General features: G+C 65.1%; 15 protein-coding genes. All 15 read right to left on the bottom strand.

The window, feature by feature from the left end:
• Positions 1–395 precede the first annotated feature (395 nt).
• Positions 396–1358, bottom strand: coding sequence for a carbamate kinase (gene arcC / locus CAP13_RS06905; protein WP_085830884.1), 963 nt, complete (start codon positions 1356–1358; stop codon positions 396–398).
• A gap of 456 nt (positions 1359–1814) precedes the next feature.
• Positions 1815–3212 (bottom strand): APC family permease, encoded by a 1398-nt coding sequence (locus tag CAP13_RS06900; RefSeq protein ID WP_097677692.1) that lies wholly within the window; start codon positions 3210–3212, stop codon positions 1815–1817.
• Positions 3213–3383: 171 nt separating this feature from the next.
• Positions 3384–4139 carry a glutamine amidotransferase gene (locus CAP13_RS06895; protein WP_085830882.1) on the bottom strand — a complete coding sequence of 252 codons (756 nt, stop codon included), beginning with the start codon at positions 4137–4139 and terminating at the stop codon, positions 3384–3386.
• Positions 4132–5535, bottom strand: a complete 1404-nt coding sequence (locus CAP13_RS06890) for a MurT ligase domain-containing protein (RefSeq protein ID WP_085830881.1) — start codon at positions 5533–5535, stop codon at positions 4132–4134. Before CAP13_RS06890 ends, CAP13_RS06895 begins: the two co-directional genes overlap by 8 nt.
• A 379-nt stretch (positions 5536–5914) precedes the next feature.
• Positions 5915–6652 (bottom strand): hypothetical protein, encoded by a 738-nt coding sequence (locus CAP13_RS06885; RefSeq protein WP_085830880.1) that lies wholly within the window; start codon positions 6650–6652, stop codon positions 5915–5917.
• Positions 6653–8005: a DUF1727 domain-containing protein gene (locus tag CAP13_RS06880; protein ID WP_245798942.1), complete on the bottom strand. Its 1353-nt coding sequence runs from the start codon at positions 8003–8005 to the stop codon at positions 6653–6655. It lies immediately after the preceding gene.
• 1250 nt (positions 8006–9255) lie between these two features.
• Complete coding sequence (nifJ, locus tag CAP13_RS06875) at positions 9256–12822, bottom strand: pyruvate:ferredoxin (flavodoxin) oxidoreductase (protein WP_085830878.1); 3567 nt, start codon at positions 12820–12822, stop codon at positions 9256–9258.
• 603 nt (positions 12823–13425) lie between these two features.
• A complete protein-coding gene (locus CAP13_RS06870) occupies positions 13426–14601 on the bottom strand; it encodes a cation diffusion facilitator family transporter (protein ID WP_085830877.1) in 1176 nt (391 codons plus the stop codon).
• A gap of 433 nt (positions 14602–15034) precedes the next feature.
• On the bottom strand, positions 15035–15631 hold the full coding sequence (gene recR, locus CAP13_RS06865) for a recombination mediator RecR (RefSeq protein ID WP_085830876.1): 597 nt from the start codon (positions 15629–15631) through the stop codon (positions 15035–15037).
• Between the two features lie 18 nt (positions 15632–15649).
• The gene (locus CAP13_RS06860; RefSeq protein ID WP_085830875.1) at positions 15650–15967 is read right to left on the bottom strand and encodes a YbaB/EbfC family nucleoid-associated protein; all 318 of its coding nucleotides are present in this window, start codon (positions 15965–15967) and stop codon (positions 15650–15652) included.
• 107 nt (positions 15968–16074) lie between these two features.
• Positions 16075–17145 carry a peptide chain release factor 1 gene (gene prfA, locus CAP13_RS06855; RefSeq protein WP_085830874.1) on the bottom strand — a complete coding sequence of 357 codons (1071 nt, stop codon included), beginning with the start codon at positions 17143–17145 and terminating at the stop codon, positions 16075–16077.
• A gap of 693 nt (positions 17146–17838) precedes the next feature.
• Positions 17839–19464 carry a M20/M25/M40 family metallo-hydrolase gene (locus CAP13_RS06850; protein ID WP_085830873.1) on the bottom strand — a complete coding sequence of 542 codons (1626 nt, stop codon included), beginning with the start codon at positions 19462–19464 and terminating at the stop codon, positions 17839–17841.
• 1 nt (position 19465) lies between these two features.
• Positions 19466–20242: an amino acid ABC transporter ATP-binding protein gene (locus tag CAP13_RS06845; protein WP_085830872.1), complete on the bottom strand. Its 777-nt coding sequence runs from the start codon at positions 20240–20242 to the stop codon at positions 19466–19468.
• A gap of 10 nt (positions 20243–20252) precedes the next feature.
• A complete protein-coding gene (locus tag CAP13_RS06840; protein WP_085830871.1) occupies positions 20253–21410 on the bottom strand; it encodes an amino acid ABC transporter permease in 1158 nt (385 codons plus the stop codon).
• A gap of 12 nt (positions 21411–21422) precedes the next feature.
• Positions 21423–22316 carry a transporter substrate-binding domain-containing protein gene (locus tag CAP13_RS06835; RefSeq protein ID WP_085830870.1) on the bottom strand — a complete coding sequence of 298 codons (894 nt, stop codon included), beginning with the start codon at positions 22314–22316 and terminating at the stop codon, positions 21423–21425.
• Between the last annotated feature and the right edge of the window lie 133 nt (positions 22317–22449).

The following is a 22449-nucleotide window of genomic DNA, read 5'->3' as shown; positions in this document are numbered from 1 at the left end:
GCGTCGGCTCACGCCCCTGCAACCCAAATGCTGTATCCGGACGGTGAGACGCCCCGGGGCGGGGTGCGCCTCGGGACATTTATCTGGCAGACGCTCCAAGCGCCAAAGTGCGCCTGCATGCGCAGGCTGGGAGCAAAACGTCATCTCAAAGCAGTTGCAGAGGCAATCTGCATAAGACCGAATCCGCAAGTATGTTTTCAGGCCCATATGAGTCAATGACGCGGATCCGTAGTCGTGGGATTGCAGTCGCAGGTATGTTTCCGGCAGATCCTGGCCGATGGAACGAAACGACAGGCACAGGAGGTAGGCCATGGGTCTCCGCTCATAGAAAAAGCGCCCTGCCACCGGAAGGGACAGGGCGCCTTGAGAGGAGAGAGCGCGTTTACGGTCTCGGTTTAGCCGACGATGCGCGTGCCAGAGAGGCCGGCCATGGTCTCGGCGGCCTTATCCAGGGCGCCGATGATGCAGGTGCGGCCCTTGCGGGAGCGTGCGAACTTGATGGCGGCGCGGACCTTGGGCTCCATGGAACCCTTGCCGAACTGGCCCTCGTCAGCAAGCTTCTCGGCCTCGTCAGCCGTGAGCTCCTCGAGCTCCTGCTGGTTGGGCTTGCCGAAGTTGATGGCGACATGCTCGACGGCCGTGAGGAGGAAGAGCACGTCGGCGCCGCAGTCCTCAGCGAGAAGCTCGCCGCCCATGTCCTTGTCGATGACGGCGGCCACGCCCTTGTAGCAGCCCTTGTCGTTGTAGTCGCGCACCACGGGGATGCCGCCGCCGCCGCAGGCGATGACGATGAACTCGTTGTCGAGCAGGTTCAGGATGGAGTCGGCCTCGACGATCTTCTTGGGCTGCGGGGAGGCGACCACACGACGCCAGCCGCGACCGGAGTCCTCGACGAAGGTCATCTCGGGGTTCTCAGCCATGATCTGCTTGGCCTGCTCCTCGGTGTAGAACGGGCCGATGGGCTTGGTGGGGTTGGCGAACGCCGGATCGTCCGGATCGCACTCGATCTGGGTGACGACCGTGGCGGCGTGCCAGCGCTTGTAGCGGCGGTGCATCTCGCGGCCGATTCCCTGCTGCAGGTGGTAGCCAATGTAGCCCTGGCTCATGGCTCCGCACTCGGGCAGGTCCATGGACGGGGTGCCGATGGCGTCGTGGGCGGCGGCGAACGCGTTCTGGATCATGCCGACCTGCGGGCCGTTGCCGTGGGTGATGATGATCTCGTTGCCCTGCTCGATGAGGCCGAGGAGCGCGTGGGCGGCGTCGCCGACCTTCTCGATCTGCTCGGCCGGGGTGTCGCCGAGGGCGTTACCGCCGAGGGCGACGACGATGCGGTCGGGCTTGCCGATGGGCTTGGACATAGGAGTCCCCTTTCTGACTGATTGGATCCCCGTCATAACCTGGTTCGCTTGCGGGCGGCGCCGCGCAAGTCGAGTTGATTGTATATTCTCCCTAGAGAGATTTCTATACACTCCAGGCCAACGTTCCGCCGAACGGTAGCACTGAGCCGGCAACGGGCAAAAACTATGTAGATTCACTAAAGCGACTGGCAAACAGCGCAGTTTCGCTTTGATGCACCAAAGTGGTAAAACAGGTCGATACGATTTTTCCCATTCGGCGTATTGTGCTTATTATGCAACTATGGGAGAACCCGACCCGAACGTCACCGACACGTGGCCGACAGGACGGGGGCGGTCAGCCCTCCGTGCGGGGGCAACACAGGGACTGTCTGCCGATCAGCGTCTGGAAGGCCGTGGCCGGCTGCCGCGCAAGGGCGATGCAGGGGCTCCTCGACCACATCGGCGCGTAGGGCCCGGTCAGCCCTCTGCGCGCGGGCGCCGCGCGATACCGGGATGATCAACGGAGCGGCCGTGCTTTGAGGCAATCCGCACCGCCTCGCCGATGACGAGCAGGGCCGCAACCCCCACGAGCACCGGAACCTTGGCAAGCTCCCCCGGGGCAGATCCCAGGGGCACCGTCGTCGCGATGACCGAGAGCACAATCTCGGCAGCCGGAACGGCCAGGATCGCCATGAGGAGCCTGTCGCCGCCGGGGACGCGGAACACGCGGAGCCGCGCGTCATGGCGACGCAGACGCCAGAACGCCGGGAACATCGGGATGTAGCTCAGCAGGAGAAAGACGATATTGGCCGAGAACAGAGCCCAGAACGCACGGGAACCCGGGCCCAGCGGGATCTGCAGAAGCAGCACCGCGCTGGCGACGGAGCCGTTTAACAGCGCGGAGCCGTTGGGCATGCCGGTCCGCCGCGAGCGCACCGCGAAGGCACGCGGCATGTTGCCGTGACCCGCCGCACGGCAGGCCACCGAGTTGACCCCGAAGGACCAGCCCGCCATGTTCGCGAACAACGTGAGGAGGAAGGCCGCGCCGACCGCGACTGCGACCGGATGCCCCGGGCCGAGGATGGCCCCGACCGCATCCATGATGCCGGAGTCCATCGAGAGCCGATGGCGCGGAACGGCAGCCCCGATGCCAACGCCGCAGAGAAGGTAGATCGCAGCAACCGCCAATCCACCGGCCACGATGGCCCGGGGGATGTCGCGGGCGGGGCGCTTCATCGAACCCGCGAACGTGGCCACGACCTCGAAGCCCATGAAGTTGAAAAGGATGACTGAGAGGCGGGTGAGCGACATCCGATCGGTGAGGTCGGGGAGGAAGGTGGCGGGGGCCATGTCGTTGGCAAACCCGTGGGTCCAGACGAACCAGATGCCGAGTCCGCCCACCACCAGGGAGATGGCCACCTTCACGATGGCGCCGCCGTTCAGGATCCACTCGGCCTCGGAGAGCGGGGAGCAGGACAGGAGCGTGACGATCCACACGAAAGCGAGCTCGATGGCGAGCGCCAGCGGCAACGGCACCGGCATGCCGACGATCAGGCCGATGATGCCGGGAAAGATGCAGGCAAGGCTCGCCATCCAGAGGGGGAAGTTCACCCAATAGCACCAGGCGCACCGCGCCGCCCAGGTGTCTCCCAGGGCCGTGCGCACCCAGTCGTAGAGACCGCCCTCCGAGTCGTAGGTGGTTCCAAGCTCGGCCACCACCAGGCCGTACGGGATCAGGAACGTGATGATGAGGAGGCCCCACCAGAAGAACTGGACGTTCCCCATGGCAGCGGCGGGTGCCGCAGCCTCGATGGTGAGCACCACGCAGATGACGGACAGCACCACCCCGGTGAGCGAGAACTTCTTCGCGGCCATGCGGTCCGCCACCTCCTTACAACATGATCGGGGCGCATGTGGTCGGCCACGCGGGCCGGGCGAGCGAGCGGCGCAGGGTTCCCGCACAGGGGCGCCTGTTCGCGGGGGCCGCATTGCGCGGGGTGCCCGTAACGGCCCTGTACCACGACCAGGTCAGGCCAGACCCGCTCCCTACACGTGGATGCCCGCGCCCTTGATGCGGAACTCCTTCACCCGCGCCGCGTGGCTCGCGCGCGACAGGGCCTCATGCGCCGGGCGGATGTCCCGGCCGGTGACCAGGCGCAGCAGCCAAGCCGTGAAATCGGGGTTGAGCGGGAGGATCGGGCCGAGCATCCAGGTCGCGAGCAGGTTCCGCTTGCGGAAACCCTCGAGCTGCATGCCCTCCCGCAGGCCGAAGCCAACCTCGTTCCTGCTGAAGTACGAGGTGCTGTTGTCCCCCTCGATCTGGGTGAACTGGATCTTGAAGCCCACGAGCTCGATGGGGGGCGTGCCGTCGGCCGGGTCGAAGGTGCCGAGGTTCACGTCGAGGTAACGGTGCGGCTCGCTGCGCCTGCACACGGCGTCGACGATCCCAAGGGCCTCGATGGCGGTTCCGCCAGGACTCACGATCCGCTGGCACAGCAGGTCACAGGCGCTGCCGGTCACGAGCATGGGCACACCCGCGTCTACGAGCGCGGCCAGGCGGTCGCGGCGCGGCAGAAGCACCTTGAGGGCGTTTTCCTGCTGCATCTCGGGCATCGAGCTCATGATGATCAGCGAGGGCTCGTTGCGCACGAAGTAGGGCTCGTCCCCGTAACGCGTCTCGATGAAGGTGGCTCCGGGAAGGCTCTGGCGCAGCAGCAGGGCGTTCCCGTTGTCGCCGCCTTGGTTGCCGTACTCGGGAAAGAGCACCTCGATCACGGCGCGCGTGCTCTCGACCTCAGACATGCGCGGTCCTCCTCGCTCGATCAACCAGCTTGTCCGCCACGCGGTGCGAGATCCCGACGTTCGTCACGCAGTGCGCGATGTAGGCGCCATCCACCGCATCGAGGTCAAACAGGTCCGCGATCTCGGCCTCGCTGCGCGCGACCTTGGTGATCGCGGGGTCCACCCCCGCTGTGGCGAGGCGCAGCATGATGTCGTCGCTCGTGGCTCCGTATACGATAACCTGCTTGATCTGGGGATCGTTGAGGTACTCGAAATCGGCCTGGTAGTACCAGCCCGTGTACTCGACGTCCTCGGGAACCTCGGCCATGTGGCTATCGGAGATGATGACGGCCACGGCCTTGGTTCCCGGCTCCTTGCGGATCGTGTTGAAGGCGACCGATGCCGCAGTGGCGTTTTCGCCCTTGGAGGCAATCGTGAGGATCCGTTTGCCGCCCGCCTCACGCGCCTGAAACCGTGCTGCCGTGACGCTCACGCCGCCTGCGAGCGAGGCGACGATCTGCTCACCCGTGAGACCCATCTCTCGCGCGGTGACGACGGCGGCGAGCACGTTGTAGATGTTGGCGACCGAGTGCACCGAGAGCGGGTAGGTGAACTGCGGGGTGCCGGGATGCAGGTGCTCCTTCACGGTGAAGGTGCGGGCCTGCCGATCGATCTCGACCACCTCGTAATCGGGTGCGGGGCTCTCAAGCCCACAGACCGCGCAATGGGCGCGACCAAGATGGCGCAGATGGCAGTAGTCGTATTCCAGGCGACCGCCGCAGTCTGGGCACGCGGTGAGGTCGCAGACGATGCCCTCGGGCTCCGCCGTGTCGAAGGGCATGCGCCCGATGGAGAAGAACACCTTGTTGGTATTGTGCGGCGCCAGGCGGCAGCTGATCAGGTCGTCTGCGTTGAGCACGAGGCGCGTGCGCGCCGGGATGTGCGCGGACATGACGTCGAAGACGTAGGCGGGATCGGCACTGCGCGTGAAGGTGTCCCCGTACAAGTTCGTGACCAGCAGGAGCTCGGGATCGACATGGGGCATGACCGTCCGGAACGAGATCTCATCTAGCTCCATGACGGCGCAATCCACCCGCGGCTTCCCGGTGATGGTCGCGTTCTTGATGAGCGTGCTCTCGATACCGGTGACGATGTTGCCGCCCGCACGGTTGGTCACCAGGTCGACCCCGTTATCCAGCAGCAGGTCGGCGAGCAGGTTGCAGGTGGTCGTCTTGCCGTTGGTGCCGGAGACGAAGGCAATGCGCGCGGGCTTGGGCATATCCGCGAGGAACGTGCGGTCGATCGCCTCAGCAACGACACCGGGCACCTGCCCGCCGGAGTGGCGCGTGACCCTCAGGGCCGCGATGCTCGCCTTGGCGGCGGCCAGCCCCAAGAGGAAGCGAGGTGATGTCCCCATATTTATAAAACCACCTTTATAGGTCCGTAAATCAAGATAAGTATACGGGATGGTTCATATTGTTCAACCGCCGATGAACTGGGGCTTTGTGCGCCTGGGGAGAACCTGCAGGCCAGAGACGGATTGCCCCCGCAAGGTGTCAGAACTGTAAGAAGCCAACCATGCGGCCCACACGCTCACGAGCTGTTTTACCGGGATGGTTCGGGTTGGAAGGGGCGTGAAATCCTGAGCCGGCGAACCGCAGGGGCTCTCCGCCGCGCGCCGCGGATGGACCGAAACGCGGTTGACGGGTCCGCCGACCAGGCGCTCGCCTCCGCGTGCGCCACGGGTGAGCGGGATGGGGGCCGGGCGCGGGCACAACAGCTGCGGCCGCGGGCGCTCAGATGGGCATCCTGATGCCCGGTACGCGGAACTCCTCCAGGCGCTTCCGGTACGCGTCGAGGGCGACGGCGCGATACGCAGCCGGCGCGGTCGACCCGAGCAGGCCGATCAGGTACTCCGTGAAAAGCGGGTTCAGCGGGAGCACGGGGCCTGCGAGCCACGTGGCGAACAGGGTCCCGCGACGGAAACCCTCGAATCCGCCCTCCGCGCCAAGGCCGCGACCGACCACGGTGCGGAAGAGCGGCTCCGCGCTGTTGTCGCCGTCCACCTCGGTGAACCGTATCTGATAGCCTGCGACCTCCAGGGGCTCCTCCCCCGGTCCGTCAACCAGCTCGCCGAGGAAGACCTCGGTCCGCCGATGCCGATAGCTCAAACGTGTCGTGAAGTCGAAAAGCCCGAGCCCCGCGATGGTGCGGCCGTCATCGCGCACGATCGCACGGCCGAGAATCTCCGCCGCGTTTCCGGTGAAGAGCACCACGCAGCCGGTGTCGGCGAGCGTGCGGAGACGGTCACGATAGGGCATGAGCTTCGCGGCGACCTGCTCCTGCTCGGCCTCCGTCATGTAGCCGAGGTAGATCATCGACACATCGCGGCTGGCGAAGGCCGGCTCGTCCGTGAAACGCGTCTCGATGATCTCCGCATCCGGCAGGCTCTCGCGCAGGTACATGATGTTTCCATTGTCGCCGCCCTGACTGCTGAACTCCGGGAACAGGCTCTCGATCACGATGCGGTCCATCTACGCCACCTCCCCCTCGTCCTCGATGAGGCGGCGAAGCGCCTCGCGGCTCTCCTCGGCCACATGCTCGTTGTGGATGGCGTGGGAGTAGAACACCGCGTCGGTCCCGCGCCAGTCGACGACGCGCGCCGCCTCAAGCCCGTCCCTCGCGCAGGTGACCCGCTGCGGATCGACGCCGGCGAGCAGGACGCGAAGCAGCATGTCCTCCGAGCGGACGCCCGTGATAACGACCTGCTTGATGCTCGGGTCGTTCAGGTACTCGAAGTCGGTCTCGTAGAGCCAGCCGATGAACTCTGTGGATGTGGGGTCTTTCGCCAGGTAGTAATCCTCGAGCATGAGGACCACCGCCTTGCTCCCGGGCTCGCGCTTGATGTTCGCGAAGCCGCGCGAGCAGGCCATGCCGTTCTCCCCTTTGGAGGCTATGCGCACGAGCCGCCTGCCGCGCGCCTCCACCTCGCTGTACCGGCAGGCCACGACGCCGACGCCTCCCTCGAGCGCCCGGGCGATCTCAGCGGGTTCAAGGCCGAGCAGGCGCGCGGTGCCGATCGCCGCGAGCAGGTTGTAGAGGTCGGTGATGGAGCCGGCGGAAATGCGGTAGCGCTGCTCTGACGGGACGTCCCCCTGCTCGCGAACCGTGATCATCGAGGCCTCCCGGTCGACGTCCACGAGCTCAAACTGCGGAGCGGGGTTGGTGCGCCCGCAGCAGTCGCAGGTCGCCCGCCCGATGTGGCCGAGGTGGACGTACTCGTACGTGAGATGCCCGCCGCAGTCCGGGCAGGCCGGCAGATCGCTCACGATGCCCTCTCGCTCGGCCCCATCCTCCGGCAGACGGCCGATCGCGTAATACGAGCGATGGGTGTTCTCGGGGGCGAGCCGGGCGCTGATGAGGTCGTCGGCGTTGAGCACGAGCCGCGACTCGCCGGGAATGGCCTGCGAGAGGATGTCGAACACGTACCACACATGCGCGTTGCGCGTGAAGGTGTCGCGATACAGGTTGGTGATGGTGAGCACGTCGGGGGTGATATGCGGAAATACGAGGCGGGCACTCCGCTCGTCGAGCTCGAGCACCGCCGTCTCGCACCGGGGACGCCCCGTCAACGTGGCGTTGCGGATCAACGTGCTCGCGATGCCCGCGGCGACGTTGCCGCCCTTCCGGTTGGTGACCACCTCGCGCCCATTCGCCACCAGCAGGTCGGCGATGAGGTTGGTGGTCGTGGTCTTGCCGTTGGTGCCCGTCACCATGACCATCTGCTTCGGCTGTTCAAGCTGCCCCAAGAACCCCGGGCAGATGCTCTCAGCGACCACCCCTGGCAGCTGCCCACCGGCACGCCGAGCCACCCGCAAGGCGGCCATCGTCATCTTCGAAGCAAGCAACGCCGCATGAAACCGCAGCGTACGCCTTCGCGAACCGTGGCCCATCAAAGCCCCTCCCCAACCGACACCCGCGCCCCCACGCAATGAGCAGCTTATTATGAGCTATTTTTCCAATCCCACGGACCGCGGTTGTGAAATATGGCTCATCCAACGGGGCAAGGGTTGTTTAATGCGGCAGGCGTAGTGTGCCCGCTGGCACCACGCAGGCTCAGGGGCAGGGACGACACGCCTACTGACGCCGCGTGGACTCAGGGAGCGGGGGCGGTGCCTGGCGCGGATGCACGGGAGCGGCGAGATCGGGCGGGTGCATAGGGATGAGCTGTGGGCCGTGTGTTGTGGGGTCTCTTGGCCTAGAGGCGTTTAATGGGAGAAAACGTCTTCCCGAGGCAGCTGCGAGGACGATCTGCACGGGCCGGGAGGAAAACATCATCTCAAGGCGCTCCCAAGGGCAATTTGCCTGGAGAGACGTTCTAAAGTACGTTTTCGGGCCAAAGTGAACAGGCGGACTGGCGCATCAGGTTCCAGAGCGCGACCACATGCACGGGATGGGAGCAAAACGTCATCTTAAGGCGGTTGCCAGGACAACCTGCACGGGATGAGAGAATAACGTCATCTCGGGGAGCTCCCAAGGGCATTCTGCCAGGAAATGCAGTGGGAAATAGGTTTTCGAGCCCTTGTGAGACAGCGAGCCGAAGGACAGACGCATCGAGTGCCGGGGCACGGCGACACGCGCGGGATGGAAGCAAAACGTCTTCCCGAGGCGACCCCGAACGCGATTTGCATGAGAGGGCGTTCGAAAGTAGGCTTCCGGGGGCCCATGTGAACCAACGCTGCGAGACGGCAGGTTCCGGCGCGCAGCAGCAAGCGCCGAGACAAGGAGGGGCCACGGACCACAACTCCAACCAAGTCCCGCAAGCCGCGCAACGGCGAGCGAGAGGGGACCAGGAAAGGTCGCGACCCACGACCTCGACCAGAAAACGCAAGCCGCGCAGCGGCGAGCGACAGGGACCCGACAAGGCAACGACCCCGCACTCAACCAAGTCCCGCAAGCCGCGCAGCGGCGAGCGCCGGGACGAAGCCGAGCCCCAACCACGCCCCCCTTCCCCCGTACCAACCGGGTAAGCACAGGAAGGCCCGGGAGGCCTCCAGGCGGATGTTCTGAGGCGCGCAGCGCCGAACACATCCGCCGGAGGACCTCCCGGGCCTTCCGATGGGAAGCGAACCCGAGTTTACGCCTCGTTATAGAGCGCCTTCAGCCGCACCAGGTGCTGGTACCGCTCCATAGCAGCCTGCTCGCTCTCGGCGAACAGCTCCTCGGCACGCTCCGGGAACGAACGGGTCAGGCTCGCGTAGCGCGCCTCGTTCATCAGGAAGTCCTGATACCCGCCGGCCGGCTCCTTGGAGTCAAGCGCGAAGCGCTTGCCCGCGGGCGCGTCCGGGTTGAAGCGGAAGAGGTTCCAGTACCCGCACTCGACGGCCTTCTTCATCTCCGCCTGGCAGTTCTGCATGCCGCCCTTCTTGATGGAGTGCATCTCGCAGGGGCTGTAGCCGATGATGATGGACGGTCCGGGATAGGCCTCGGCCTCGTTGATGGCCTTGAGCGTCTGGATTGGGTTGGCGCCCATGGCGACCTGCGCCACGTACACGTAGCCGTAGCTCATCGCGATCTCGGCGAGGCTCTTCTTCTTGGTGGCCTTGCCGGAGGCGGCGAACTGGGCGACCTGACCCAGGTTGGACGCCTTGGAGGCCTGACCACCGGTGTTGGAGTACACCTCGGTGTCGAACACGAAGACGTTGACGTCATGGCCGGAGGCGAGGACGTGGTCCAGGCCGCCGAAGCCGATGTCGTAGGCCCAGCCGTCGCCGCCGAAGATCCAGAAGGACTTCTTGGTCAGGTAGGCCTGGTCGGCGAGGATCTCCTTGGCCTCGGGGGCATCGGAGGACTCGCAGGCGGTGATCAGCTTGGCCGCGGCAATCTTGCTGCCGTCGGCGTCGTCCTTGGCGCCGATCCACTCCTCGGCGGCCGCCTTCAGCTCGTCCGAAGACTCATCGGACTCAGCGAGGGCGCGGGCAGCGACCACGAGCTTGTTCTTGACCGCCTCATGGCCGAGGGCGAGGCCCAGACCATGCTCGGCGTTGTCCTCGAACAGCGAGTTGTTCCAAGCCGGACCGTGGCCGTTCGCATCCGTGGTGAACGGGCAGCGGGCAGCCGGGTTGCCCCAGATGGAGGAGCAGCCGGTGGCGTTGGAGATGAACATGCGGTCGCCGGCGACCTGGGTCACGAGGCGCGCGTACGCGGTCTCGGCGCAGCCGGCGCAGGAGCCGGAGAACTCAAGCAGCGGCTTCTTGAACTGAGTGCCCACCAGCGTGGAGTTGATGAGCTGCTCCTTCTCGGTCACCTTGGCGACGTTGTAGTCGAAGACCGGCTGCTGGTCGAGCTCCTCCTCGGTGGGGGTCATCGTGAGGGCGTCCTTCGGGCAGACCTTCGCGCAGTTCGTGCAGCCCATGCAGTCGAGCGGGCTGACGGAGATGGCGAAGTGCAGGCCCTTGCCCTTGGGGTTGCGCATCTCGATCGAGCGCATGTTCTCGGGCGCGGCCGCGAGCTCCTCGTCGGTGAGGGCGAAGGGGCGGATGGACGCGTGGGGGCAGACGTAGGCGCACTGGTTGCACTGGATGCACTTGGTCTCGTCCCAATGCGGCACCCACACGGCGACGCCGCGCTTCTCGTACTGGGAGGCGCCGACGGCGAACTGGCCGTCCTCATGGCCGACGAACGCGGACACGGGCAGGCTGTCGCCCTCCATGCGGGAGATCGGCTCCATGATCTCGCGGACCTGCTTGGCGATGGCGGAACGGGCGTCGTCGTCGAGCTCCGTGGCCTCGTCCTCGACCTTGTCCCACTCGGTCTCGACGTCTTTGCCGTCGATCCAGCTCGCGGGCACCTCGAACTTCTTGAACGCCGTGGCGCCGGCCTCGATGGCCTTGTGGTTCGCCTCGACGATGGCCTGGCCCTTCTTGGAGTAGGACTTGGTGGCGGCGTCCTTCATGTGCTGGAGCGCCTCGTCGAGGGGCAGCACGCCGGAGAGGGCGAAGAACGCGGACTGCAGCACCGTGTTGGTGCGCTTGCCCATGCCGACCTGTTCAGCGAGGTCGATGGCGTCGATGAGGTAGACGTTGACGTTGTTCTCGGCGATGTAGCGCTTGGCCTCAGCGGACAGGTGCTGCGAGAACTCCTCGGGCGTCCACTGGCAGTTGACCAGGAAGGTGCCGCCCGGCTTGACGTCGCGGACCATCTTGAAGCCCTTGACGATGTAGCTGGGGTTGTGGCACGCGACGAAGTCGGCCTTGGTCACGTAGTAGGAGGAGTGGATCGGGCTGTCGCCGAAGCGCAGGTGGCTGATCGTGATGCCGCCAGTCTTCTTCGAGTCATACTGGAAGTAGGCCTGGACGTACTTGTCGGTGTTGTCGCCGATGATCTTGATCGAGTTCTTGTTGGCGCCGACGGTGCCGTCGCCGCCGAGACCCCAGAACTTGCACTCGATGGTGCCGGGCGTCGAGGTGTTCGGCGCGGCCGGATCCTCGGGCAGGGAGAGGTTGGTGACGTCGTCCACGATGCCCACGGTGAACTCGCGGCGCGGGGCGTCCTTCTTGAGCTCCTCGTAGATGGCGAAAGCGGAAGCGGGCGTGGTGTCCTTGGAACCCAGGCCGTAACGGCCGCCCACGACGGTGATGCCCGTCTTGCCGGCCTCATAGAGGGCGGTGACGACGTCCTGGTAGAGCGGCTCGCCGATGGAGCCCGGCTCCTTGGTGCGGTCCATGACGGCGATCTTCTTGACGGTCTCGGGGAGCGCCTCGACGAAGCGGTCGATCGAGAACGGGCGGAACAGGCGGACCTTCACGAGGCCGACCTTCTCGCCGTGCGCGTTCAGGTAGTCGATGACCTCCTCGAGGGTGTCGCAGAAGGAGCCCATGCAGATGACGACACGGTCGGCGTCAGCGGCGCCGTAGTAGTTGAACAGGCCGTAATCGGTGCCGAGCTTCTCGTTGACCTTGCCCATGTACTTCTCGACGATAGCCGGGAGGCGGTCATAGGCGGGGTTGCAGGCCTCGCGGTGCTGGAAGAAGACGTCGCCGTCCTCGTGCGAGCCGCGCGCGGAGGGGCGCTCGGGGTTCAGGGAGTGGTCGCGGAAGGCCTGGACGGCCTCCATGTTGCACATCTCCTTGAGGTCCTCGTAATCCCAGGTGGCGACCTTCTGGATCTCATGCGAGGTGCGGAAGCCGTCGAAGAAGTTGATGAACGGCAGGGAGCCCTCGATGGAGGCGAGGTGGGCCACCGGCGAGAGGTCCATGACCTCCTGGACGTTGCCCTCGGCGAGCATGGCGAAGCCGGTCTGACGGGCCGCCATGACGTCGGAGTGATCGCCGAAGATGTTGAGCGCATGGGTGGCGACGGTGCGCGCGCTCACGTGGAACACGGAGGGCAGTCCCTCGCCGGCGATCTTATACATGTTCGGGAGCATGAGCAGCAGGCCCTGGGAGGCCGTGTAGGTGGTGGTGAGGGCGCCGGCACCCAGCGAGCCGTGCACCGTACCGGCTGCGCCGGCCTCGGACTGCATCTCCACCACGTTCACCGGCGTGCCGAAGATGTTCTTCACCCCTTGAGCGGACCACAGGTCAACGTGGTCAGCCATCGGGCTGGACGGTGTGATGGGGTAGATCCCCGCCACCTCGGTGTAGGCATACGATACGTATGCTGCGGCCTCGTTTCCGTCCATGGACTTGAACTTACGCGCCATACCCCTCTCCTCTCAAGTTGGGTGTACGTGCACGGCGCCCCGGCGAGGACGCCTTTTGGATGTAAGTATCCATCTGAAATATTGTAACGCGCCCTCGCGTGGGACGGTGTGGAAATACGCACAAGCGGGGGTGTGCGACTGAGCCGATCGCGTACCGGGCGAAAAGGACGCGGGGACGGCCGTGCGGGTGGTGGCCGGGTGGTGGAAATGTGCCGGAACCGTGCAGGGGCACGTTCGACCTACCCGCTCTTGCAGGTAGGTGCTGAGAGGTCGAAATTGAGGCTTTCAAACGCTTCAAAGGGCGAATCTTGAACTCTCGCGCAGTGACACCGATGCTGACAGTTCAAGATTCTGGTTCAAAGCCGCGCGAAAGGCGGGGTTTTGAACTGTCAGCGCGTGGGCGCATGGGGGCGTGGGTGCGCACGGCACCCAAGCGCTGCGGGCGGCGGTTGGAGCAGATGAGCGCGAGGCCGGAGCCGCCGGCGGAGCCCAAGCGCATACGGACGTGCGGGGCCTAAACGCATCTGAAACGTGTGGGCTCGGGGGCGTGGGAGCACACGGCGGCATCCCGCCAACAGCGCACCGTCGCCGGCGCCCCCACCGCTACTGCTCCGAGCTCACGTACGACTCGTCGATCGTGATTTTGCAGATGGCGTCCGGGTAACGCCGGCGCACGCGCTCGGTGAGGGCTCGGCGCAGCTCATCGGCCTCCATGGCGAGCCCCACGGGTCGCACGCAGTCGAAGATGATGTTGGTGTGCGTGGGCCCCATAACGCGCCGGACGTCGTGCACGGTGAGATCGGGATCGATCTCGGCCGCTTGATCCGCGACCCAGTTGCGCAGATCGCTCAGGCCGGGGTCGTTCGTGACGATGGGGTCGTAGTGGAGCGTCATGATCAGGTTCTCCTCGGCGAGGAAATCCTGCTCGATGTTGTCGAGCAGATCGTGGCTCTCGAGGGGGTCGGTCTCGGCCGCCATCTCGACATGCGCCGAGGCGAACTGCCGACCGGGACCGTAATCGTGGATCATGAGGTCGTGCGTGCCGAGCACCCCGGGGTAGGACAGGATCTTCTCGCGGATATGGTCCACCATCTCCGGCGAGGGGGCCTTGCCGAGCAGGAGGTCCACGGTGTCGCGCACGAGACCGATGCCGCTCACCAAGATGAATGCGCCCACCGCGACACCGGCCCACCCATCGAGGTCGAGGTCAGTTGCCGCGGAGATGCCGGCGCAGACGAGCACCGCCGTGGTCGCTATGACGTCGTTGCGCGAGTCCGTCGCCGTGGCAGCGAGGGTCTCGGAGTCGATGCGACGGCCGGCGGCCCGGTTGAAAGCGGCCATCCAAAGCTTCGTCGCGATGGAAAGCAGGAGCACGATGACGAGAACGGGGCTCACCGAAACCGATTCGGGGCTCAGGATCTTGTCGATCGAGCTGCGGATGAGCTCGATCCCCACGGCGGCGACGAGCACCGCGACAACCATCCCCGCGAGGTACTCATAGCGGCCGTGCCCATAGGGGTGTCCCCGGTCTGCCGGGCGGCTCGCAAGCTTGAAGCCGATGAGACTCACGATGTTGCTTGAAGCGTCGGACAGGTTGTTGAGTGCGTCCGCCACGATGGAGACCGATCCCGCCGCGAGACCGATGGCTCCCTTGCCAAGGCAGAGCGCGATATTCAGGAAGATGCTGATGAGGCTCGCGGCCTGACCCACCCGAGTGCGGGCGGGCGCGGAATCGGCAGCGTCTGCGCCCAGGATCTTTGTGATGAGCCAATCCGCCATGGAAACCTCCTTGGGCAGTGACCTTAGCACGTCTTGATGGATGGCGGCATGCAGACCGGCCGGTGAGGCTGGAGTTGGTGCCTCCCTGGGTGTCTGAGGCGGGGAAGGCCTCCATCGAATACGGTGGTGTTGAGGCTGCGAGATGGCCGTTGCGGGCCTCCAAGTCCGGACCGCGTGGGTCCAACTTTTTGTCCGCACCCCCATCCTGCAAATTCAGCTCAAAAACCGTGCATCCAGGGGTCATCGTGAGATTCCGGTTCAGAAATCATTCATCCAAAGGGCTCCCTATACATCCGGTTCAGAGATCCCGGCAGCCCGGTCAGTCGTGACACGTGGCAAAGCAGGCCGACCCTGCCCCGCCATCCGAGCAACACCCAGGGCCAGGGCCAGGGCCAGGGCCAGGGCCAGGGCCAGGGCCAGGGCCAGGAAAACGCTACACCGCTCGCCGTGCCTCGATCGCGCGACCCAGCGTGAGCTCGTCGGCGTACTCGAGGTCTCCGCCCACCGGCAGTCCGCTCGCCAGGCGACTCACCTCGACGCCAAGCGGCTTTATCGTGCGCGCCAGATAGCTCGCCGTGGCCTCCCCCTCGATATTGGGGTTGGTGGCGAGGATCACCTCGTGCACGTCCTCGGTACCCAGGCGCTGCAAGAGCTCGCGAACGTGCAGCTGCTCGGGCCCGATCTTGTCCATGGGCGAGATAACGCCGCCGAGCACATGGTAGAGCCCGTGATAGCTCCCCGTGCGCTCAATGGCCGTCACGTCGCGCGGCTCCCCCACCACGCAGATGCGCTCGGCATCGCGCGAGGGGTCCATGCAGATGGAGCACTCATCGGCGGTGGCGTAGTTAAAGCAACGGCTGCAGAAATGCACCTGCTCTTTGACCATGCGGATAGCATCGGAGAGGCGGCGGGCCTCCTCGGCGTCGGCCTCAAGCAGGTGATACGCGATGCGCTGGGCCGATTTGGGGCCGATACCGGGAAGGCGGCCCAGCTCATCGAGGAGGATCTGCAGGCTGCGGTTGGCGGACATGCTCGTGCGGTCCCGATCCTAGAACGGCATCCCGGGGATGTTCAGCCCACCGGTGACGGCGCCCATCCGGCGGCTGGCGATCTCGCTGACCCCGCGCTGAGCTTCATTGACCGCAGCGACGATCATGTCCTGGAGCATCTCGACGTCCTCAGGGTCAAGCGCCTCAGGATCGATGGTGATGGACTCGAGCATCATCGCGCCGTTCACGGTGACCTTCACCATGCCGCCGCCGGCGGAGGCGTCGACCGTGGTGGTCTTGAGCTCCTCCTCGACCTTGGCCATCTGCTCCTGCATCTTGCGGGCCTGCTGCATCATCTGGTTCATGTTCACGGCCATGGATGACTCCTTGCTGTCATGCGGGATCTGACGGACAACCCCGGATTCGCTGTCGTTGGCATGGTACCACGGGGTGCGGACACAACTTTTTTGCCACCGCCGGGGCCTTAGTCGACCGCAGCGGCCAGCTTCTCGGCGCGATCCGCGGCGGCGAGGGCATCGATCACCGTGGGCAGCTGCTCACCCAGCAGCACGTTGTTGTAGGTGCTGTTGAACCCGATGCGGTGATCGGTCACGCGGTCCTGCGGCTGGTTGTACGTGCGGATCTTCTCAGAGCGGTTGCCGTGCCCGATCTGGCTCTGACGCTCGGCACCAAGCTCGGCCTGCTGGCGCTCGAGCTCCATCTCGTACAGGCGCGCGCGGAGCATCTGCATGCAGACCTCGCGGTTCTGAATCTGGCTGCGCTGCTCCTGCGACTGCACGACGGTGTTGGTGGGCAGGTGCGTGATGCGCACGGCCGAATACGTGGTGTTCACGCACTGGCCGCCGGGGCCGGAAGCGCAGTAGGTGTCGATGCGCAGGTCGGACTGCTCGATGTGGATGTCGATGTCCTCTGCCTCGGGCAGCACGGCAACCGTGGCCGTGGAGGTCTGGATGCGCCCCTGGCTCTCGGTCTTCGGGACGCGCTGCACGCGGTGCACGCCGCTCTCGTACTTCATCACGGAGTAGACCTTGTCTCCCGTGACCTTGAACTCGATGCTCTTGAAGCCGCCCGCCTCGCTGGGGCTGGAGTCCAAGACCTCAAGCTTCCACTTGCGGCTCTCACAAAAGCGCTGGTACATCTTAAAGAGGTCGCCGGCGAAGATAGCGGCCTCGTCGCCGCCGGCTGCGGACCGGATCTCGACGATGGTGTTCTTCTCGTCGTTGGGGTCGCCCGGAATCAGCATGAACTTGATGTCGTCCTCAAGGCGAGGGAGCTTGTCCTCGTTCTCGGAGATGTCCATCTGGAGCATCTCCTTCTCGTCGGCGTCAGAGGTCTCGTGGAGCATCTCCTTGGCGGCCTCGATGTCATCGAGGGCCTGGATGTACTCACGGGCGCGCGCCACCAGATCGGCCTGGTGCGCATGCTCCTTGGCGAGGCGCATGTATTCCTTTTGATCGGCTACGACAGCCGGGTCGGAGAGCTTCTTCTCCAGATCGGCGTAGGCGGCGATGAGTTTCTCGAGCTTATCTCGCATGGGAGGGTTCCTTTCGTTCGATAGGTAGGCGTGAGGGCAGCGCGGTGCGCCTTCACGTAGCTAGAGCTTATCGAGCGTCGCGGACATCCTGTTCTCCTTTGCGATATGGTTGACGTTCCAGTATACCCGGTTGGGGGCAGCGTAGGCTATATAACGACAGTGCTGCGGAACGCCAAAGGTTCTGCACATTGATGGCTTCTCATGCTCAGCGGGCTCCTCGCTCTCGCACGTGAATTTCGGCCTGCCTGGCGAGGTGCTAGTAGAAAATGTCAGATCTGAGTCTATACATGGCATGATTCTCAAAAATATCGCCCATGCTCCAAGAGTCTTGACGTAATTGAATATATTAATATGTGCATCTAACACTCTGTCAGCCTATTTGGGGAGCCGGGGCCTGCCGCTCTGACTGATTTCAGGCCCTCAGTGATACAGATCTGGCATTTTCTACTAGCCAGCCTGAGCAAGAGAAAGCATAGATTATTTTTATCGGAAATATACTAAATAAAACTTAGTTAAATGAATAAAAGATCATTTGTCTATTTTCCTGTTGTCCAAGCTGTTGCCTAACCTCCCTTCTGATACCGATTCTGAGCAAGCCGGGCCGCATGCAGACGAGGCGGGCGTCCGGGCCCGCCTTCGATAACAGCTTTGGCCAGCTTGGGCACTGGGACCGTCGTACCAAATGCATCCGGCTTAGGCCCGCACCGCCACGCTCTCGATTAACTTGATCATGAAGCGCACACCTTGCAGGTAGGCACGGCGGCTGATGCGCTCATCGGTGCCGTGAACGCCGCGGACGCACTCGTCGTCGTCCACCACGAAGGCAGAGAACCGCAGGCACTCGGGGCAGATACGTGCGTAGTTCGCCGCATCGGTGGCGCCCACAACAGTTGAGGGCAGCACGCTCACCGGCGCGCCATCCGACGCGAAGTAGCGCGCGGCGACCTCCCGCAGAGCCGTGAGCCCCGGCCCGCCGGGCACCGGCGACGGCGTTGCCTCCGAGCTTCCCGGTCCGAGCGACACCTCGATGGGAAGCCCCGCCACCGCCTCGCGGCAGCGTGTGAGCACATCTTCCACCGTGGTTCCCTCGAGCATCCGGAAGTTGATATTCGCCCACATGTCCTGTGGAAGCACGTTGGCGCCCTTGGATCCGCCCTCGATCATCGTGGGTGCGCAGGTGGTGGTCACCAGCGGGTAGAGCTCGCGCGCATCGAGGCAAGCGTGGGCCAGTTCGTCGGCGTGGGCGTCGACATCCTCAGGGCACTCGATCCCGAGGGCCGCCAGCGGGCCCTCGGTCATAAAGGGCGCGAGCTCGCGCAGCAGGCCCCGGGTGAGCTCCGTTAACCGGACCGGCCAGGTGAGCGCGGAGATCGCGGCGATCCCCTGCGCAAGCACGGCGAGCGAGGAGCCCCCGAACGGGTTCGAGGAGTGCCCGCCCGCGCTCCGCACGGTGAGGATCACGTCCGCGTAACCCTTCTCGGCGAGATCGGCGTGCATGAGCCAGCGACCCGGCGCCCCATACTCGGCGCCGTCGACCACCCGGTAATCACCCTCGTCCACGAGGAATGCCGGATGGATGCCCCGCCGCTCGAGCTCGGCCGCGAGGGCTCGGGCGCCGTGCTGGGCCGCCTCCTCGTCCTCGCCAAACGCGAGCACAACGCCGCGGCGCAGCTCCCATCCGTGGGCAAGCGCGTACTCGACCGCTTCGAGGATGCCGGCGACCTGATCTTTCATATCAATGGCGCCGCGACCCCAGATGAAGTCGGCATCCACATGCCCTGAGAAGGCGTCATGGGTCCAATCGCCCTCGGTGCCGGGGACCACGGGCACCACGTCCATGTGACCCATGAGCATGAGCGGGTCAAGGCTGGAGTCGGAGCCGGGAATATAGATGAGCAGGGAGTGGCCGATGAGGGAGACCTCCCCCGCCGTGAAGACGCGGGACCAGGCCTCGCGCATGTACGCCCGAAGCGCGTCGAACGGCGTCCAGTCAACGGCTTCGGGGTCCATGCTGCTCACCGTGGGGAACGAGAGCACCCGGCCCAAGCGCTCGCAGGCGGCTGCCGCAGGGAGATCTGGGTAGTCATCCTCATGCGCGAAGAAGCGCGTGACGGCAGTGCCGGGGATCAGGGTGGGCGCGTCGCCCCGCGGCAGCGGACTCGGTGACTCCGCAACGCTGCAGTTCCGCAACGCATCCGCACTGGAGGCGCCTGCGGATGCAGCTGCGCCAGGGACCCCGATCTCGGCGCCGTGCGCACCCCCCTCTACGGCTGCGCCTGAAGCCGCTGCGCACGCCTCCGATCCGTCCGCCGCGCCCATGCTAGTCCTCCAGGTAGCGAGCCAGGAACTCGCGCGTGCGCTCGTGCTCAGGCGCGCCGAAGATCTTCTCCGGATCGCCCTCCTCGCAGATCACGCCCTGATCCATGAAGACCACGCGGTCGCTCACCGTCCGTGCGAAGTCCATCTCATGCGTGACCACGACCATCGTCATGCCGTCGTCTGCGAGACCGCGCATGACCTCGAGAACCTCGCCCACGATCTCGGGGTCGAGCGCTGACGTGGGCTCGTCGAAGAGCATGATCTCGGGATTCATGCAGAGCGCCCGCGCGATGGCCACGCGCTGCTTCTGGCCGCCGGAGAGCCGGGATACGTTCGCGTGCGCGAACTCCTCGAGCCCCACGCTCGACAGATGCCCGAGCGCCACCTGCTCGGCCTCGGCCTTCGACATCTTCTTGAGCGTCACCGGCGCGAGCGTGCAGTTATCGAGCACGTCCATGTTGTTGAAGAGGTTGAAGCCCTGGAACACCATGCCGATGTGCTCGCGCAGGGCGTTCACGTCGCAGCGGTCGGCCGTGAGGTCCTGGTCGCGGAACCACACCTGGCCGCGATCGGGCCGCTCGAGCAGGTTCAGGCAGCGCAGCAGGGTCGACTTGCCCGAACCCGAGGCGCCGATCATCGTGACGACCTCGCCCGGCAGCACCGTGAGATCGATGCCCTTCAGCACCTCGAGGTCGCCGAAGCTCTTGTGCAGGCCCTCGACGCGGATGAGCGGGGTAGCACCGGCCGACGCGGCGGCCGCGGTTCTTGAATCAGCCATCGTGGCCTCCTTAGTTCGAACTCGGGAGCTCGCCGGCGGGCTCGGCACCGAGCTTGCGCCCGAAAGCCTCGAGCAGACGCCCGGCCACCAGCGTGAGCACCAGGTAGACCACCATGGCCACGCAGTAGACCTCCATCTGGCGGTAGTACATGCCGGATACCGTGGTGGTGGCGTACATCAAGTCGAAGACGCCGATGATGGAGAGCACCGAGGAGTCCTTGATATTGATGATGAGCTCGTTCGTGAGCGCTGGGATGGCGTTCTTCACACCCTGCGGGAACACGACCTTGCGCATGGCCTGCCACTGCGAGAGGCCGAGCGAGCGAGCGGCCTCGGCCTGTCCGGGGTCAATGGACTCGATGCCGCCGCGCAGGACCTCCATCATGTAGGCCGTCGAGTTGAGCGAGATCGTGACAAGGCCCGCAGTGAAGGCGCTCCAGATCTGGTTCGCCTGGGTGATGTCGAGGCCGAAAGCGCGGAGCACCCCGAAGCCCGCGTAGAAGATCAGCGCGCCCTGGACCATCATCGGCGTGCCGCGGACCACGGTGCTGTACACCTTGGAGAACCCTCGACCGATGGACTTGAGGAAGCGCACGGCGTCGTTGTCGATGAGGTCGAACTGCTGGATGCGCAGGAAGACCATGGCAAGCGCCAGGAAGAAGGCGATGATCGTGCCGAAGGTCGCCAGCGCGATGGTGATCCCGATGCCGTGCAGGAAGAGATCGCCGCTCCGGGAGGTCATGTAGATGAGGCTCGAGAGGAAGTCGGTGGGGTTGGCGTCCGACGCGATGCTCACCTGCGCGAGCGCGATGGTGCCCAGGACCACGCGGTCGAGGATGAAGACGAGGGCGATGCACGAGACGGCGAGCGAACCGCGGCGCAGCCAAGCGGCCGCGGGCGTGCCGGGGGTCGCCGCGAAAGGCGAGGCCGTCGTGTAATCGCGCCAGTGCATGAGCTTTGTCACGAGCGCAGCCGCCGAGAGGGCGATCCACGCCCAGAGCACGGCCCAGAGCACGTCTTGGAACAGGCCGGTGCGCGCGAGCACGGAGAGCTGCGTGGGATTTTGCTGCGAGACGAGGAGGCCCACCGCGGCTATGGCGCTCGTGCCGAGGTAGACGTAGCGGTGATCGGCCCGCTCAAATGCGCGGAGCCGCGAAAATGCGTTCATGGTCACACTCCCTTAGGACGGCTGACGCTCGAGGCAAGCGTCCCAGATCTGCATGCGCTCATCCTCGCTGACATCGGCGAGCGCGTCGTTCACGATCTTGAGCAGCTTGGCCGAACCCTTGCGGATGCCGACGTTGCAGGTGACCTCCTCCTTGAAGCCCTCGCCCTCGGCGAACTTGATGGGCACAAGTCCCGGGTTCTGAGCCATGTAGCCGGCCTCGTTCTCGGTGTTGTAGGTGACCGCATCGCAGGTGCCCTGGAGCAGGTTGCTGAAGACGACCGGGATGGAGTCCACCGGGTTCTTGTGGATGACGCCGGGGATCTCGTCGATCACCGTATCGAGCATGGTGTCCTTCTGCCCGAGGACCGTGGCGCCGGCGAAGTCGGAGAGCTTCGTGGCGTTCTGGTACTTTGATCCCTCACGCACGAACAGGCCGAAGCACCCGACGAAGTAGGCATCGGAGAAGTCGACGGACTGCCGGCGCTCGTCGGTGGCCGACATGCCCGCGATGATGAGATCGATCTGGCCGTTGTTGAGGGAATCGATGAGGCCCGAGAAGCTCTGCTTGACGGCAACGGGCTCCGCGCCGAACGCATCGCAGACGATCTTCGCGATCTGGACATCGTAGCCGTCGGCATAGGCCCCGGCGACGTTGTCGATGGGGATCGTGTACTCACTCGCCTCGGAAACCTGCCAGTTGTAGGGGGCGTAGGCCGCCTCCATGCCGATGCGGATCTGCTTCTTCGAGAGTACCTCGTCTGACACGTCGGCGCGCGCCCCGCCGGTCCCCGGATCGACGATGGGGAGCGTTGAGGGGCGTTGGCATCCGGTGAGGACACCCGCAAGCGCAGTGAGTCCTGCGCCCACGAATATGCGGCGACTCATGGAAAAGCTCTGGTGGTCCATGCTGCCTCCCTTCTTCTTATGCGAAACCGCGTGTAAAGGCCACGCGGGTCACGCCTCGATGGCGTGGTGACCTATCATACTCGCTGCAACAAGATAAAGTGCCATTTTTGCTTTCGGGCGCGCGATTTAACCT

The organism is Collinsella vaginalis (genome assembly GCF_900176655.1).
GTDB lineage: Bacteria > Actinomycetota > Coriobacteriia > Coriobacteriales > Coriobacteriaceae > Collinsella > Collinsella vaginalis.
The sequence above is the reverse complement of the archived record's forward strand: the minus strand, read 5'-3'. Positions and strand labels throughout refer to the sequence as shown.